The following is a 15,141-nucleotide window of genomic DNA, read 5'->3' on the forward strand; positions in this document are numbered from 1 at the left end:
TCCAGCCAGTGGCGCCAAGACGCGCGAGAAAATAGCCACCGAAAATTCGGTCGAATCCCTCGTCTCTTGGTTGGGGAAGCCATCGTCATTGGGGCATTTCCCATTGGCGATCAGCGGCCAGCCCTGCGTGTATGCTCTCGGCTGCCGCTTGCAGAAACTGCTTCGACAGTTGCTTGTCGTTGACGGCTCGCGAAAGGACGACCGCACCGACCATCGTCGAGAGAATGGCCATGGCCGCTCCGCCGGGATCCTCGCCGTGGGCATCGCCAACCCACCCACAGAGCAGCCCGAGGTATTCCCTGATCCCGGCTTCGAAAGATGCTTTCACGTCGCTGCCCTGCCTGGCAGCATCCGAGCCCAGCGCCACGACCGGGCAGCCGTCCATCCTTTCTTCGCGATGTCCGACGCTGAGGTAGAACGCGATCACAGCACCAAGCGGGTCCTTGGGACTTTTCGCGGCCGCGTCCGACCATCGACGGAATGCGTGCTGAAGTGCCCGTCTGGACGCCAGTGCCTCCAAGTCCTCCTTTGACGCGAATTGCTTGTAAAAGGCGCCCTGGGTCAGCCCGGCGCCTTTCATCAGATCCTTGAGGCCGATGCCATCAAAGCCGTGTTCCCGGAAAAGGCGGCTTGCCACATCGATCACCGTCTCCCGGTTTTCCGCAGCCTGAGTGCGACTTACGCGCATCATCGATCTCCGTTTTAGATTTCATCCGTAATCTATATCGAGTATAGAGTTCGAACGCAATCTATTTCGACGTGAGGGTATAGGCATGAAAAAGAGACCCGTAATTGTGCTGAGCATTCTGATCGCAGGGTCAGGGCGCTGGCATTCGTGACACTTTGGCAGCCGCCGTCATGCGAATCGACGAGACCGATCTCGGCAAAGCGCAACGTCTACGGCGCCGTCCTCGTCGTGGATGGCGGTAACGGCGGGCGCGAACAATGGTCAGGAGCGGTTCTGTCGACTATACAAGCCTTTTTTCGAGCCTGATCGCCGTTCCGTGAACCCTGCCGCCCGCCTGCAAGCCACAATCGAACTTATGCATGAAGTCGACAGCGTCGCGCGTCCGGCGGATGCTGTCGTCTCGGCCTGGTTTCGATCCCGGCGCTATATCCACGACAGCGACCGTGGTCGGATTTTAGAGTTGCTCTATGCGCTTCTGCGACACCATGCACGGCTCGGCTGGTGGCTGGCGAGGCATGGGCGCGAGGACAGGCCCCGCAACCGCCTGCTCGCGTGGCTGACGCTGACGGAAGGCGGCACGCCCGATCAGGTCAAACGCCTGTTCAATGGCGCGAAATTCGCGCCTGCCATGCTGACGGATCACGAGCACGCGCTGCTGGTCAAATTGCAGGGAGGCACAATCGACAATCCCGGCATGCCGGAAGAGGTGCGCCTTGAATGTCCGTCCTGGGCGGCCGATCCGCTGCGGCGCCGTTTCAAGGAAGCGTTCGGCCAGGAGATGTCCGCGCTTCTGACTCCGGCGCCGCTTGACCTGCGCGTCAATCCGATCAAGTCGACGCGTGAGGCCATGCTTGGCGCGTTGAAGGATCTCGGCTTGCGGGCGCAACCGTCAGCCTTGGCTCCTTACGGCATTCGTGTGCATGAGCGCCCGTCGCTGGCGACCCTGCCGATGCTGAAAAACGGTGAGGTCGAGATCCAGGACGAGGGCTCGCAGCTTGTCGCCATGCTGGTCGATGCCCGGCCGGGCGAGCGCGTGGTCGATTTCTGCGCCGGAGCCGGCGGCAAGACGCTGGCCATTGCCGCGCAGATGAACAACAAGGGCCATGTTGTCGCCTGCGACGTCGTGGAAGGCCGATTGAAGCGCGGCGCCGAGCGCTTCCGGCAGGCAGGGTTGCACAATATCGAGACGCGGCTCCTGGCCGGCGAAACGGATCGCTGGATCAAGCGCCACAAGGGCGGTTTCGATCGCGTGCTGGTGGATGCGCCATGCAGCGGCACCGGCACATGGCGCCGCAATCCCGATGCACGCTGGCGCGCGCAGGAGGAACAGGGTCTGGACAAGCTCGTGTCGTTGCAAGCCCGGATTCTGGCGAGCGCGGCGCGCCTGGTGAAGCCCGGCGGACGGCTGGTCTACGCAACATGCTCCCTAATGTCCGAGGAGAATGAGGACCAGGTGGCCGCTTTCCTCGCGGCGCATCCCGCTTTTCGTGCTGTGCCGCTGCGCGAGGCCGCGCCGCACCTGACGAATTCAGCCCATGCCGACTATCTGTCGCTGACGCCCGCGCGCCACGACACCGACGGCTTCTTTGCCGCCGTGATGCAGCGAGAAGGCCTGCTCCCAGGCGGGGCCGCCCATAGCCATTCGCGATCCATTTCCTGAATGACCCATTCGAATGGGGCCGATAGCGGGTCGGCGGCTTTGAGGCATAATAGCCAGAAGCGGACGATGGGGCACCCCGCTTGCCTACCTATGAACTGACCCAAAGCGGTCAGGCGCAGGTCGATCGGTCCGCGAAGTCTTCAGACAGTTGCCACCGGCATCGCAACCAGGACCGAGCCGCCTTCCAACTTCGCAAGATAGGTCCGCAGATTTATGCAGGGCGGCAGGCGCTTGGCGGCACCGGTGCGGTAGTCGAAGGCGCCGGCATGTTTCGGGCATTCGACCTCGTAGTCCATTACTAGCCCATCGGCGATATGCACGGCCTCATGCGTGCACAAGCCGTCGGTGCAGAACACCTCGTCGTCGGGCGACCGGAAGACGGCGTAGGTCCGGCCCTCGTGGTCGAAACGTCGGGCACCCTCCTGTTCGATGTCATCGAGGCTGCAAGCCCTGATCCAATTGGTCATTTTTTCCCATCCGTCAAATTCGATCGAGGCGCAGCTCCGCATAGCCTTCTTAGCCGCCCGGGCCTCGCACGCGGCTGTGCGTGCAGATGTCATTTGATGGCCGCCGCGTTGGCGCGTGCCTTCTTCCTCTCGTAGCGGGCCTGCATGCGGGCCTCGCCTTCCTTGCTGCCGTCGTGGAAGGTGCCGAACCAGCGGTCGAACGGAATCAAGCCGTCGCCGTAGTTCACCTCGAAATATCTGTGGTGGAGGTAATGGATATAGGCGTGGCTATCGATGCCGGCGCCTTCGGTAAGCTCGATCTTGTCGAAGCCGACATGGCCGGGAATGGCGCCGAAGCCGGCATAATGGAGCTGGTAGAGCGCCAGGAGCGGGTTCGACGGGATGATCAGGTGCCAGAAAGCGACGCCGAGATAGCCGAGCTGCTCCACCGGGTGCATCGACAGCGACGACCAGGGGGACGGGTTGACCGAATTGTGGTGCACCGAATGCACCCATTTGTAGAGGGGGCCCCAATGGATCGCCCGGTGCAGCAGGAAGAAATGCGTCTCGTGGATGATCGGCACCACCAGCGCCAGGCAGAACAGGTAAACCGGATGCTCTGCGAAGGTCAGCCACGGCACATAGCCATTGGCGTAAGCGTAGAGGATCGCCACTTCGATCGCCGTCCAGATCGGCATGCCGGTGCCGAAGGTGCGCAGCATGTTGTCGATATTCTGGTTCTCGAAGAAGAAGGCCTTGTTCTTCTGCTCCGAGGGCCATTTGCCGTTGTATTTGAAACGGCTGCCCTGGGCTCTCACAATGTAGAGTCGAAGCTCGAAGGCGCCGAAGAAGACGAGCAGCGCCACGCAGTTGACGATGAACAGACGCAGGATCCAGCCGGCGGAGAGCGTCTTCATCACCTCGACGTCGGGCAACACGTAGCGCCACCAGACGACGGCCGTGAGCGCGAAGAGCAGATTGTAGGGCAGGAAATAGCTCGGCAGCCATTTCAGCACCGCCAGCGGGCGCGGCGGGAAGACGAAGAGCGGCGCGGTGCCGGCCGGTTCGTTCGGAGCCCAATCACCCCTTTTGTTGCGCGTGCCGTATTGCAGGTCGTCCATGGTCTATCTCACAAAGACTGAGCGAGGGTGAGGAAGCGGTCATAGGCGGCATCGTCCATCTCCACCTGGTGCTTCGCTTCCGGATAGGTTCCGCCGGCAACGTCGCGGCCGAAGGCGCGGAAGGCGGCGACGCGCTTTTCCTGTAGCTCGGCTTCCAAGGTGACGAAGTCGGCGTAGCGCTTGGCGTGGCGCGGATAGTGGCCGGTGTGGGTACCCAGCACATCGCAGGAGAACAGGTATTGTGTGTCGCAGGCGCTGCCGCAGCCCATGCCCATGGTGATCAGCGGCGTCGAGCGGGTGATGTGGTCGGCAAGACGCACCGGCACGACTTCCACCTCGATGCAGGCGGCGCCGGCATTCTCGAGATCCTTTGCCGCGCGCAGCACCCTGAAGGCTTCCTCCGCACTGCGGCCGATGGCGCGAAAATTTGTCCAGGTGGCGCGATTCGGCACCAGGCCGACATGGCCGGTGACGGGAATGCCTTCCGCCGCCATGGCCTCGATGAAGCGCGGCGAGTGTGATGAATAGACCGCATCGGCGCCGCGCTTCATCATGGCGAAGCCCAGCCGCACCGCCTCCTCGGGCGACGCAACCGCGCCATGCGGCATGCCCACGGAGAGGAACGCATAGGGTGCCGCCTGGCGGATGGCTTCCAGATTGTGATCGGGCTCGCAGGAGAGGATGACGATGTCGCATGCCGCTGCGGCAGCGGCTTCAGCCGGCGTGTCGACATGGAGCTGCAGCCATTTGCGGCTGCCTTTGGCGCTCTGCAGGTCGTATGTCGTCAGTCGCCTTGCCACTGGTCATCCTCCCGTTTCGCAAGGGGATAACACCGCGCCCCGGCGGGCGCCGCTTGTTCCTTGATCAAATCAGATCAAAGGTTCTCGGCGGTGAAGGTGATGAAGCGGATCGGCGGATTGTCGACAGGCAGGTCATGCAAGTTGAGCGCGGCGAGCACCAGGTCAATGGCGCGGCGCGCCTGCGCCTCCGGCGCCTGATCGAGCACGACATCCATCGTGCCCTCGCGCAAGGCCTTGGTGCTGCGCTCGGTGAGCTCATGGCCGACGAAGAAGATATCGCGGCCTCTGCCGTGCCTGCGCAGCACCTCGTTCAGTGCGGTGTTGCCGCCGCCGGCATTGTAGAGGCCGGCGAGGTCAGGCCAGCGCTTCAACGCCTCGTGCAACTGCTCGGCATTGCGGTCGCCGTCGTCGAAGCCGAACAAAGCAGCGATCGGCTCGAGGTCCCGCCCCTCCTCGATCAGATAGTCGAAGAAGCCGCGCACGCGGTCGCGGTGCACGCGGTAGATCTGACTATGGCAGATCGCGATCACCTTGCCCGGCCGCCGCTGCATCTTGGCCATGAGCAGCCCGGCCATGCGGCCAGCGGCGTAATTGTCGATGCCGACATAGGTGCTTTTGGTCCGGGAAATCTGGGTGACGATCTGCACCGTCGGGATGTTCTCCGCCTCGAGTTTCCGCAAGGCGTCGCTGACCAGCGGATGGTCGGGCACGGCGAGAATGAGCGCTGCGCGCCGCAGATCGGGTTCCAGGATGCGTTTGGCGATCGCCACCGGCTTCGCCTCGTCGAGAAAGGTACGGTGCACGGCGATCGAGCGGTCGAGCGTCGCGGCGATGCGCTCGAAGGCACCGGAAAGACGGGCGAAGAAGGTCGCGTCCGGCCTGACCAGGATCACCTCGATGCGAATGACGCCGCGATGCGCCTCCGGCAGCCGGCGCGGATAATCGAGCGAACGCGCCGCCGCCACCACCTTCTCGACGGTCTGCGGCCGAACCCCACCCCTGCCGTTCAGCACGCGCTCGACCGTGGCCGTGCCGACACCGGCGCGGCGCGCAATCTCTAGGAAGGTGGGCTTAGGAATGTTGATCCTCCGTTGGCTGTACGCCGGAGCCTAGCCGGCTGCACATGCATTTTCCAAGACATGTGCCTGCCTACGGCATCGAATGCGCATGTGCGACCCCCGGGCACAGTCAGCCAAAACGTCGGCTTTCGGGGGTAACGGCCGCCTCGGTGGCCAAAATTGAGGCGCCAAGCTGTCGGCGAAATCGGATCTGCCTGTGGCTCGGATCGCTATCCGGCAGGCCAGCTATGCTGACGGTGCGCTACAGAGAGACTATCGGCCCCTAGGCTCACTTCTTTGGAAACGGCACGCCCTTAGTGGTGAAGCGCTGCCCTCTGCCGATCGGGCGCATGGGGCGCTTCGTGGCGGCGGCCTTGCCGGTTCCGGGCGGCTGGTGAGCGGGCACGAGCTGGTCGGGGCGGGGGCCGATCAGGTCGGCGCGGCCCATCTCCTTCAAGGCATCGCGCAGCAACGGCCAATTGTCGGGGTCGTGGTAGCGCAGGAACGCCTTGTGCAGCCGGCGCTGCCGCCCGCCGCGAACGGTCTCGACCTTGTCGGTCACGCCGCGCCGGACGCCCTTCAGCGTGTTGACGCCGGTGTGGTACATGGCCGTCGCCGTGGCCATGGGCGAAGGCAGGAAGGTCTGCACCTGGTCGGCGCGGTAGCGGTTCTTCTTCAGCCAGAGCGCCAGCTGCAGCATGTCCTCATCGGTCGTGCCGGGATGGGCGGCGATGAAATACGGAATGAGATAGTATTTCTTGCCGGCTTCCTTGGCGGCGGCGTCGAACATCTCCTTGAAGCGGTCATAGGTGCCGATGCCGGGCTTCATCATCTTGTCGAGCGGTCCGCGCTCGGTGTGCTCGGGCGCGATCTTGAGATAGCCGCCGACGTGATGGGTCACCAGTTCTTTGACATATTCGGGACTCTTGACGGCGAGGTCGTAACGAACGCCGGAGGCGACCATCACCTTCTTGACGCCCTTGACCTCGCGCACCTTGCGATAGAGCCGGATCAGGTCGTCATGCGAGGTGTTGAGGTTGGGGCAGATGTCGGGAAACACGCAGGACGGCAGGCGGCAGGCCGCCTCGATCTTCGGGTCCTTGCAGGCCATCCGGTACATATTGGCGGTCGGCCCGCCGATATCGGAGATCACGCCGGTGAAGCCCGGGGTCTTGTCGCGGATCTTCTCGATCTCGCGCAGGATCGAGCCCTCGGAGCGGTTCTGGATGATGCGGCCTTCGTGCTCGGTGATCGAGCAGAAGGTGCAGCCGCCGAAGCAGCCGCGCATCACCGTCACCGAGAACTTGATCATATCCCAGGCAGGAATTTTGGCATCTCCATAGGATGGGTGAGGGGCGCGCGCATAGGGCAGATCGTAGACGGCGTCCATCTCCTCGGAGGTCAGCGGGATGGGCGGCGGGTTGAGCCACAGGTCGCGATCGCCATGGCGCTGGACGAGCGGGCGTGCGTTGCCGGGGTTGGCCTCGCGGTGCAGCACGCGCGAGGCGCGGGCATAGGCATCGCGATCGCCCTCGACCTGCTCGAAGGATGGCAGCCGGATCACGATGTCGCCGGGCTTGCGGCTCGCGCCCTCGTCGGCGGAATCGAGATCGTCGGCGTGCAGTTCGGTAAAATGCTCGGGCACGCGGCGGAACAGGGCGACGCCCCTGATGGTGTCGAGCTGGCGCGGCGTGTCGCCGGCGGCAAGCCGGTTCGCCACCTCGACCACGGCGCGCTCGGCATTGCCGTAGATCAGAAGGTCGGCCTTGGCGTCGGCCAGGATCGAACGGCGCACCTTGTCGGACCAGTAGTCGTAATGGGCGATGCGGCGCAGCGAGGCTTCGATGCCGCCCAGCACCACCGGCACGTCCTTGTAGGCCTCGCGGCAGCGCTGCGTATAGACGATCGTACAGCGGTCCGGCCGCTTGCCGCCCTCGCCACCCGCCGTATAGGCGTCGTCATGGCGCAGCTTGCGGTCCGAGGTATAGCGGTTGACCATGGAATCGAGGTTGCCGCCGGTGACGCCGAAGAACAGCCGCGGCCGGCCCAGCGCCTTGAACGGCTCCGCCGACTGCCAGTCGGGCTGCGAGATGATGCCGACCCGAAAACCCTGAGATTCGAGGAGGCGCCCAATGATCGCCATGCCGAAGCTCGGATGATCGACATAGGCGTCGCCCGTGACCAGCACGATGTCGCATTCATCCCAGCCGAGCGCCGCCATCTCGGCGCGGCTCATCGGCAAGAACGGCGCTGCCCGTCCGGAATGAGGCGCGCGGACGGACAGCGGAATGATGTTTTTCTGGGCGCTGGCTATGGTTTCCATGGCCTCGACGTATAGGCCGCCGCCCAAGCGAATTCAATTGAGCTCGATCCTGGGCTGCGGAAGGGATGCGGTGCGACGTGTCAGGACACAGCGCTTAGCCGCCCATCGGTTTCATTAAATTCTTTGGATGCCCTGGAGAGGGTTGGTAGCGGGAGAGCGCTACTTCGCGAGACTCACTATCGAAGGGCGTTCTGTTACTATCGAAGGGGCATTCTTTTGCTATCGGAGGCACGCGGCTTAGTCAAAATTTTCCAATTCTGGGTACAGAGGTCAGCCGATACCCTCCGTGAACCGCTTGAGCATAGTGGGACGGTGATGCGCTAAGGATGTGCGTTACCGAGCATCGCACGGAGTCCAGAGTCGTTCTGGCGGAGACGTTCCTCGATCCATTGCGCCGTGCGGTGGTAGGCGTCCGAAAACAACTCGGAATGCCGACTCCAATCCATGAAGGTGCCCGAAACCTGCGGACAGACCAAGACATCCTCATCGCCGACAGCAAGGTCCTGCGGCCCGTGTGCCAGCATACTCGCGGCAATAACCTGAAGCATGCTCGGAACCTGCGGCAAGCGCGCACGGCCGAAAGGGTTCAGCAGGGCGGCCGCCAGTTCCGATCTGCCGGGGATGCGGTCATAGTCGATGTGGTATTTTTGCGGTCCGCTGGTCCCAAAGCTCACGATGACATTGGGGCCGGTCTTGAGTTCCCTCATCTGTTCCAGCGGCAAATTGTTCATGATGGCGCCATCCACCAGCATATCGCCGTCAGCCGTAAAGAAAGGCGGCAGGACACCCGGGAGCGAGCCTGATGCCCGAACGGCTTGCCAGAGTTTTCCACGACGGTGGACATGAGGCTGACGGCTGCTCAGATTGGTCGAAAGCGCGAAGAACGGAAGCCAGAGATCTTCGATCAGAACATCGCCGTATTCCTCCCGAAGGGCCCGATCGAATGCTTTGTGATCTAGAAGCGCGAAACGCGGCAAGGTGGGGCGCCGAAACGCCCGACTCTTGACAAACACGTTATGCGTGCCGCGGTCGATCTGCTCCGCGTCCAACCCTCTTGCGAAGCCGGCCATCATCGCCGCTCCGGAACTCGTCCCGCCGAGATAGTCGAAGCGCCCGCCCGCCTCGACGAAGGCTTTGTAGACGCCCACATGGGCGCTGCCCAGGGACCCACCCCCCGCCGCCACGAAGCCACGTGCCTTGCGGGAAATAAATCGGACCAAGCGCTGGATATCAGACATATCCTCCAGCGCAACATGATGATGCTGGCCGATATGGGGACGCTCATCGAGCCACGCCGAGGTTCCGGTGACCGCAGCCGAGCGACTGTCGTGAATTAGGACAAGCCGACCGGTCGACGGTGGATGGACCGATAGGGCCAATTCCTCGGACGTGTTCAAGTGAGGCGAGGAGGACGCGTCCGCTAACAACAGGACGGTATCGGCTTGGCGAATGCAGACTCGTGTCCATTCATTAGGTTCTTCATCGGCCACGTAGACAACGAATTCAGCTTGCGCCTCCAGTTCGTTCAACCAGTTAAGGACCGGCTGGTCGTCGATCGGACGACCTGCGAACTTCGCGTGGACGTCAAGCCGGGAAACGAACTGAGCGCGCGTGACCGCGCCGAACTCTTGCTGTAGGTGCGCGATGAAAACCGGTGAGATGCGACTTCCGCCGGCTGCAATGATGGCAAGCGTTCGGATCTTGGCGGGTTTCTGGAGACGTGACAAAATCGGAGATTCCGAGGCGAACCGGCGCGCCAGAGATATTGTGACGGCCTCTCTCAGGTTCGGCAAAGCCTTGGCCGCCTTCTCGAAATTATTACGGCTGATTTCAAGGACGATCGAATCGCGCGCTGCAAGGACAGTGGCCGTACGGGGCAGCCCTGCAAAGAAACCAATTTCGCCGACTAGTTCGCCCTGTGCGATCTCGGCGACCGAGCCAATCGGATCTCCTTTGTGCACCGTAAAGCGACCGGACAGCACAACGAAGAACCTGTCCGATGGATCGCCTTCGCGAACCAGGACCTCACCGCGCCTCAGGACCCGACGATCGGATTCGGCAGCCAAAGCCTCGAGCGCCAGCAACGACGCCCGATCGAACATCAATGTCGCCGACAATAATCTCGCGGCGAGAGAATCGATGGAGGACATTTGAGCCATCCCGGGGACGCATTCGCTCCGGCAATTGTATCCCTTACCGGTCGTGTTTGCAGCGTCGCACGGCGCGATCCGAGCCGAACCGCAACGTTGCCGGCTGGAGCCTGTCTATGGATCAAAATTCTGATGTGCCGACCTCTCGGCATTCGATGGTTTGCGAACCTCCATCCAGCAAGTCGCAGGCAAGGTCTATGCGCGCCACCGCCGCGACTCCTACACTTTGACCGCCGCCGATTTCAGGTAGCGGCATCCGCTTGCGATCAAGGCGGGTGAACAATCGACCCGCCGCGCTCGTCTTTCCATGCAATTGGGCGTAGGGTGCACAATGGCTGGCAAAAAATTCCGGGTTCCCGTGGTTGTCTATGTCGCCGGCCCGATCGGCTTCACTCTGATTGAGTCAGTCGCACAGGCTTCGGATTTCCTGTTTGACCATTGGCCAGGAAACGACAGCGTGGCTTGGACCGACGCGATGAAACGCTGCGCCGAAGACGGCGCTGCCGATGACGCGAGTGCTGCATTCCTCACCGCACTTCAGGAGGCGGGGATCGGCTACGACCGCACAGTTGATTTACTGAGCTTGACGGCGACTGTGCGGTTTGAAGCCGCGCGCTGGCCGGATTGCGATCCTCAGCCAGCATTCGGCCTGGCGGATCCACCAGACGGGGAGAGTTCGAATGGCGATGAAGCCGAACTATCGATACGAGCGCAGTCAACGGGACAAGGCCAAGGCGGCCAAGAAAGAAGCCAAGCTTGCGGGGAAAGCCGCGAAGGAGAAACCATTATCCATAGAGCAGAAAGAACAGCGAGAGCCCGCTGCTGACGAAAGCTGAGGCATGGCGATGACGCAGCGCGAGACGGACAGCTTCGAAATCGACGTGGAATGTCCCCGTTGCCATCATCAGGCAAAGACGCTCGTCGGTTGGATTCGTACTCACACCCAGATGGAATGCGCGAACTGCGGCGACATCATCGACATTGAGAGCAAGAACTTCAGGTGCCATGAACAGCGCTGAGGAAAAGACCACGATGCCGCCAGAGCCGCGCTCGCCACGCCTTGCCGTTCTCATCGATGCCGACAACGCCTCGGCCAAGATCGCCGATGGGCTGTTCGAGGAGATCGCCAAGATCGGCGAGGCCAGCGTGCGTCGCATCTATGGCGATTTTTCCAGCTCGCGCTCGAAAGCGTGGGCCGACGTCCTTTCGAAGCACGCAATCATACCCCAGCAGCAGTTCGCCTACACGACAGGCAAGAACGCCTCGGACATCACGCTCGTCATCGACGCGATGGATCTGCTGCACAGCGGCCGGTTCGACGGTTTCTGCCTGGTTTCCTCCGACAGCGATTTCACCCGGCTCGCGGCCCGTATTCGCGAGCAGGGCATCGACGTTTTCGGCTTCGGCGAGCAGAAGACGCCTGAGAGTTTCCGCCAGGCATGCCGGCGATTCGTCTATACCGAGAACCTGCTGCCGTCCGCGCCAGCAAACGAGCCTGAAGCCTTATCGACTGTGAAGCCGCTGCAGCCGCCTTCCGCGGCCGTGCCGATCATCCGCAAAACCATCGCGCAGATGGAAAGCGAGGATGGCTGGGTTCCGCTCGGTGCCGTCGGCACGCAGCTTGCAAATCTGGCTTCCGACTTCGATCCGCGCACCTTCGGCTTTCGCAAGCTGAGCGATCTCGTCCGCAAGACGAACGCGTTCGAAATCGACCGCCCCGAGGGCGGAACGCTCCGCATCAGAATAAAACCAGAGGCCGCGCGAGGGCGAAAGCGCCAGAAGTGATCGCTACGGGGCCACGTATACCGGCGTCTTTTCGGAGGAGACAATTCCCATGAAAGCAATCGTTGCAACGGACCGGACTGCGGGAACGGCCGGCATGACACTGGTGGAGCGGCCCGAACCACAGGCAGCAATAAACGACGTTGTCGTTCAGGTTCATGCGGCGGGATTCGTCAACACGGAACTGGAGTGGCCTTCGACTTGGGCGGATCGGGCCTTCCGTGACCGGACGCCGTCGATTCTCGGCCATGAATTGGCTGGTGTGGTCACGGCGCTTGGCTACGGTACCACGGGGCTGTCAATCGGTCAGCGCGTGTTCGGCCTGTCGGACTGGCATCGCGACGGCACCCTTGCTGAGTACGTCGCCATGGAAGCACGCAATCTCGCACCATTGCCTGGCGATATCGACTTCGCGGTGGGCGCGAGTCTGCCGATCTCGGGCCTCACCGCATGGCAGGGCCTGTTTCAGCACGGCCGGCTTCAGGCAGGACAGAGCGTGCTGGCGCATGGCGCGGCGGGCGCCGTCGGTTCGGTCGTGACGCAGCTTGCGCGGGAAGCCGGCGCCTATGTCATCGGCACTGGACGCGCCGCGGACCGCGAGAAGGCGCTCGACTTCGGTGTGAATGAATTCGTCGACCTCGGGAACGATAGCCTGGGGGACGTCGGCGGCGTCGACCTGGTATTCGATGTCATCGGCGGTGACATTCAGAAGCGGTCCGCAGCGTTGATCCGGGCCGGAGGAACGCTGGTGACCGTCGTCGGCCCGGCCGAGGCGCGGCCCGCAGACGGGCTGGCGGTTGACTTCGTTGTCGAATCCGATCGCGCCCAACTGAGTGAGATCGTCCAGCGGGTGCGGGACGGACGACTGCGGACGAACATCGGCAGAGTTTCGGCCCTCGACGCGGCCGTTGCAACCTTCAACGCAAGCGAGCGACGCACGGGAAAGACGGTCATCCGCGTTCGTCCGTAAGAAGCTGGGGAGAGAGGGCGGTTTCACTCTCCTCGATTATCGTCTACGCCTCACCGGGCCGCCTGGTGAGCGATGTGACGACGACTGGCCGTTCGAAGATCGGCTGCGACGCAGAGGAGCGCTACAAGCGCTCCCCACCGCGAACAAAACCCACACAGGTGTGTTGGGATCGATGGTAGCGGGAGGCCGCTACATCCCGACACCCACTATTGAAGGGGCATTCTTTTGCTATCGGAGGCACGCCGCTTAGTCGGAGTTTTCAGGGCAGAAGTTGACCGCTGCCCTCCGAAGGCAGAGGTCACAAGTTCGAATCTTGTCGGGTGCGCCACTCCACCAATTGTGGAGTGGAATGATGGCCATCATTCAGCTTGGCCACCAACAGTCACGTATCGCTTCGCTACCCACTCGATGAAAACCCGTACACGCAAGCTGAGCTGGCGACTGCGCGGGTACATCGCATACATCGGTGTTGCAGAGGGCGGTGTTTCTGGCAAGCACTCCACCAAAACTCCGTTAGCGATGTCATCCTCTACCCCGTAACGCGGCACTTGGATGAGGCCCAAGCCCTGGCGAGCAGCTGCGGTATAGGTGTCGGCACCGTTGACCGACAGAGTGGAGGGCAAAGTGACGTGCTTGAGCACGCCCTTGACCTTGAATTCTAGCGGTAGCACTCCGCCAGTAGCCGAAGATCTAAAAGCGACCATGCGATGCCCCTCCAGCGCATCCCAGCTTGTCGGCACACCGAACTGTTCAATGTAGATTTTCGACGCCACCGTCACCTCAGGCAGCGTAACCAGCTTGCGCGCAATAAGGTCACTTTCCTTGGGTTCGCCTGCGTGAAGGACACAGTCGATGCCCTCGCCAACGAGGTCGACGAGCCGATCTCCTTCACCCATGTAGAGTTCAAGATCAGGATACTGCGCGAAAAAATCTGGTAGGCCCGGCAAAATAAAGCGCCGGGCTTGGGTCCCTTGCACGTCGACGCGGAGCAACCCTCGCGGTTTCGCGCTGCTGAAGATTGTTTCGGCTTCCTCGATTTCATCGAGAATTGTCAGGCACCGCCGGTAGTAAGCCTCCCCGTCTAATGTAGGGACCGCTTGCCGGGTCGTCCGTTGAACCAATCTGACCCCGAGCCGCCGTTCAAGCTGCTGAATCGCATCGCTGACCGTCGACGGTGGAAACCCAAGGTCTTCCGCCGCCCGCACGAAGCTCCGCCTCTCCATAACGCGCGCAAACACGCGCATCGCATCGATCCGGTCCATTATCCGAAATCCCGTATAATGAAACCGAATAATGCATGATTATCGGAAAGTAGCAAAGGTTCAAAAGGAGGGGGTGCCGAAGCTGTTCGGTGATTGAAACCAACGGAGCTTTCCGATGTCGAACGAAACAAAAATCGCTTTGGTCACCGGCGCTAGCCGCGGCCTAGGCCGCAGTATGGCCATCGCTCTCGCCACGAAGGGCGTGGACGTGATCGGCACGTATCACAGCAACAAGGTGGAAGCGGATGCGGTGACCAAGATTATCGAGGGACTGGGCCGGAAGGCGACCATGCTCCAACTCGACACCGGCAAGACGCCGACCTTTGCTGCATTCGCCGTCAGCCTGAAGCAGGCTTTGGCAGACACCTGGAGCCGCACGAACTTCGACTATTTGGTCAACAACGCCGGCATCGGCGTCTACGCTCCTTTCGCCACCACCAGCGAAGACGATTTCGATCGGGTCATGAACATCAACCTGAAAGGGCCATTCTTCCTGACCCAGACGGTATTGCCGCTGCTCGCCGACGGCGGGCGTATCGTAAACCTTTCGAGCGGTCTCGCCCGCTTTAGCACTCCTGGCTTCTCCGCTTACGCGATGATGAAGGGCGGCATCGAGGTGCTGACCCGCTACCTCGCAGTGGAACTCGGTGCGCGGCAGATCGCCGTAAACTCCGTTGCACCTGGCGCCATCGAAACCGACTTCGGTGGCGGCGTCATTCGCGACAATCCGGACGCTAACAAGACGGTCGCCGAACATACGGCATTGGGGCGCGCCGGTTTACCGGATGATATCGGCCCAGCCGTGGCGTCCCTCCTGTCGGACGACAATCGCTGGGTCAATGCTCAGCGCATCGAGGTCTCCGGCGGCATGTTCCTCTGAT

The 15,141-nt window shown here is 62.2% G+C and carries 14 protein-coding genes and 1 pseudogene; 7 read left to right on the plus strand and 8 right to left on the minus strand.

Translation table 11 applies throughout. The features are described 5' to 3' along the window. Window positions 1-85 precede the first annotated feature (85 nt). Complete coding sequence (locus EN862_RS03010; protein WP_127864830.1) at window positions 86-688, minus strand: TetR/AcrR family transcriptional regulator; 603 nt, start codon at window positions 686-688, stop codon at window positions 86-88. Window positions 689-1,043: 355 nt separating this feature from the next. On the opposite strand from EN862_RS03010, the gene EN862_RS03015 reads away from it, so the two are divergent. Continuing rightward, window positions 1,044-2,348 (plus strand): RsmB/NOP family class I SAM-dependent RNA methyltransferase, encoded by a 1,305-nt coding sequence (locus tag EN862_RS03015; RefSeq protein WP_245519485.1) that lies wholly within the window; start codon window positions 1,044-1,046, stop codon window positions 2,346-2,348. A 140-nt stretch (window positions 2,349-2,488) separates the two neighbouring features. Here the strand turns inward: EN862_RS03015 and EN862_RS03020 are convergent, their stop codons facing one another. The 6 genes from EN862_RS03020 to EN862_RS03045 all read right to left on the minus strand — a co-directional run bounded on the left by EN862_RS03020 (window position 2,489) and on the right by EN862_RS03045 (window position 10,246). Then, window positions 2,489-2,815 carry a MocE family 2Fe-2S type ferredoxin gene (locus tag EN862_RS03020; RefSeq protein WP_127864381.1) on the minus strand — a complete coding sequence of 109 codons (327 nt, stop codon included), beginning with the start codon at window positions 2,813-2,815 and terminating at the stop codon, window positions 2,489-2,491. Window positions 2,816-2,904: 89 nt separating this feature from the next. Beyond that, window positions 2,905-3,915 carry a sterol desaturase family protein gene (locus EN862_RS03025; RefSeq protein ID WP_127864382.1) on the minus strand — a complete coding sequence of 337 codons (1,011 nt, stop codon included), beginning with the start codon at window positions 3,913-3,915 and terminating at the stop codon, window positions 2,905-2,907. A gap of 8 nt (window positions 3,916-3,923) precedes the next feature. After that, window positions 3,924-4,715, minus strand: a complete 792-nt coding sequence (locus EN862_RS03030) for a 3-methyl-2-oxobutanoate hydroxymethyltransferase (protein ID WP_127864383.1) — start codon at window positions 4,713-4,715, stop codon at window positions 3,924-3,926. 74 nt (window positions 4,716-4,789) lie between these two features. Beyond that, complete coding sequence (locus EN862_RS03035; RefSeq protein WP_127864384.1) at window positions 4,790-5,794, minus strand: LacI family DNA-binding transcriptional regulator; 1,005 nt, start codon at window positions 5,792-5,794, stop codon at window positions 4,790-4,792. Window positions 5,795-6,062: 268 nt separating this feature from the next. Next, the gene (locus EN862_RS03040) at window positions 6,063-8,096 is read right to left on the minus strand and encodes a YgiQ family radical SAM protein (protein WP_127864385.1); all 2,034 of its coding nucleotides are present in this window, start codon (window positions 8,094-8,096) and stop codon (window positions 6,063-6,065) included. Window positions 8,097-8,416: 320 nt separating this feature from the next. Beyond that, window positions 8,417-10,246 (minus strand): patatin-like phospholipase family protein, encoded by a 1,830-nt coding sequence (locus tag EN862_RS03045; RefSeq protein WP_189400976.1) that lies wholly within the window; start codon window positions 10,244-10,246, stop codon window positions 8,417-8,419. 142 nt (window positions 10,247-10,388) lie between these two features. Between EN862_RS03045 and EN862_RS36735 the strand changes: the two are divergent. From EN862_RS36735 to EN862_RS03070, 5 genes and pseudogenes are all read left to right on the plus strand, one after another. Further along, window positions 10,389-10,496, plus strand: a pseudogene (locus tag EN862_RS36735) (DUF1488 domain-containing protein); the annotation flags it as partial. An 81-nt stretch (window positions 10,497-10,577) separates the two neighbouring features. Beyond that, window positions 10,578-11,072, plus strand: a complete 495-nt coding sequence (locus EN862_RS36740; RefSeq protein WP_245519486.1) for a DUF982 domain-containing protein — start codon at window positions 10,578-10,580, stop codon at window positions 11,070-11,072. A gap of 13 nt (window positions 11,073-11,085) precedes the next feature. After that, a complete protein-coding gene (locus tag EN862_RS03060; RefSeq protein WP_127864387.1) occupies window positions 11,086-11,265 on the plus strand; it encodes a hypothetical protein in 180 nt (59 codons plus the stop codon). Window positions 11,266-11,278: 13 nt separating this feature from the next. After that, window positions 11,279-12,031, plus strand: a complete 753-nt coding sequence (locus EN862_RS03065; RefSeq protein WP_127864831.1) for an NYN domain-containing protein — start codon at window positions 11,279-11,281, stop codon at window positions 12,029-12,031. Between the two features lie 49 nt (window positions 12,032-12,080). After that, window positions 12,081-12,998, plus strand: coding sequence for an NADP-dependent oxidoreductase (locus tag EN862_RS03070; protein WP_127864388.1), 918 nt, complete (start codon window positions 12,081-12,083; stop codon window positions 12,996-12,998). A 359-nt stretch (window positions 12,999-13,357) separates the two neighbouring features. Here EN862_RS03070 and EN862_RS03080 read toward each other — a convergent pair whose 3' ends face one another. After that, window positions 13,358-14,260: a LysR family transcriptional regulator gene (locus tag EN862_RS03080; RefSeq protein ID WP_127864389.1), complete on the minus strand. Its 903-nt coding sequence runs from the start codon at window positions 14,258-14,260 to the stop codon at window positions 13,358-13,360. Between the two features lie 115 nt (window positions 14,261-14,375). Here EN862_RS03080 and EN862_RS03085 point away from each other — a divergent pair, with 115 nt between their 5' ends. Continuing rightward, window positions 14,376-15,140, plus strand: a complete 765-nt coding sequence (locus tag EN862_RS03085) for an SDR family oxidoreductase (RefSeq protein ID WP_127864390.1) — start codon at window positions 14,376-14,378, stop codon at window positions 15,138-15,140. Window position 15,141: the final 1 nt, after the last annotated feature.

This window comes from Mesorhizobium sp. M2E.F.Ca.ET.219.01.1.1 (assembly GCF_004016445.2).
In the GTDB taxonomy this organism is placed as follows: Bacteria; Pseudomonadota; Alphaproteobacteria; order Rhizobiales; family Rhizobiaceae; genus Mesorhizobium.

Bases quoted from the DNA above. Each gene is read 5' to 3' on its own strand.
- EN862_RS03080 (WP_127864389.1), bottom strand. From the start codon at position 14,260: ATGGACCGGATCGATGCGATGCGCGTGTTTGCGCGCGTTATGGAGAGG.
- EN862_RS03070 (WP_127864388.1), top strand. From the start codon at position 12,081: ATGAAAGCAATCGTTGCAACGGACCGGACTGCGGGAACGGCCGGCATG.
- EN862_RS03040 (WP_127864385.1), bottom strand. From the start codon at position 8,096: ATGGAAACCATAGCCAGCGCCCAGAAAAACATCATTCCGCTGTCCGTC.
- EN862_RS03065 (WP_127864831.1), top strand. From the start codon at position 11,279: ATGCCGCCAGAGCCGCGCTCGCCACGCCTTGCCGTTCTCATCGATGCC.
- EN862_RS03010 (WP_127864830.1), bottom strand. From the start codon at position 688: ATGCGCGTAAGTCGCACTCAGGCTGCGGAAAACCGGGAGACGGTGATC.
- EN862_RS03085 (WP_127864390.1), top strand. From the start codon at position 14,376: ATGTCGAACGAAACAAAAATCGCTTTGGTCACCGGCGCTAGCCGCGGC.
- EN862_RS03025 (WP_127864382.1), bottom strand. From the start codon at position 3,915: ATGGACGACCTGCAATACGGCACGCGCAACAAAAGGGGTGATTGGGCT.
- EN862_RS03020 (WP_127864381.1), bottom strand. From the start codon at position 2,815: ATGACCAATTGGATCAGGGCTTGCAGCCTCGATGACATCGAACAGGAG.
- EN862_RS03045 (WP_189400976.1), bottom strand. From the start codon at position 10,246: ATGTCCTCCATCGATTCTCTCGCCGCGAGATTATTGTCGGCGACATTG.
- EN862_RS03060 (WP_127864387.1), top strand. From the start codon at position 11,086: ATGGCGATGACGCAGCGCGAGACGGACAGCTTCGAAATCGACGTGGAA.
- EN862_RS03015 (WP_245519485.1), top strand. From the start codon at position 1,044: ATGCATGAAGTCGACAGCGTCGCGCGTCCGGCGGATGCTGTCGTCTCG.
- EN862_RS36740 (WP_245519486.1), top strand. From the start codon at position 10,578: ATGGCTGGCAAAAAATTCCGGGTTCCCGTGGTTGTCTATGTCGCCGGC.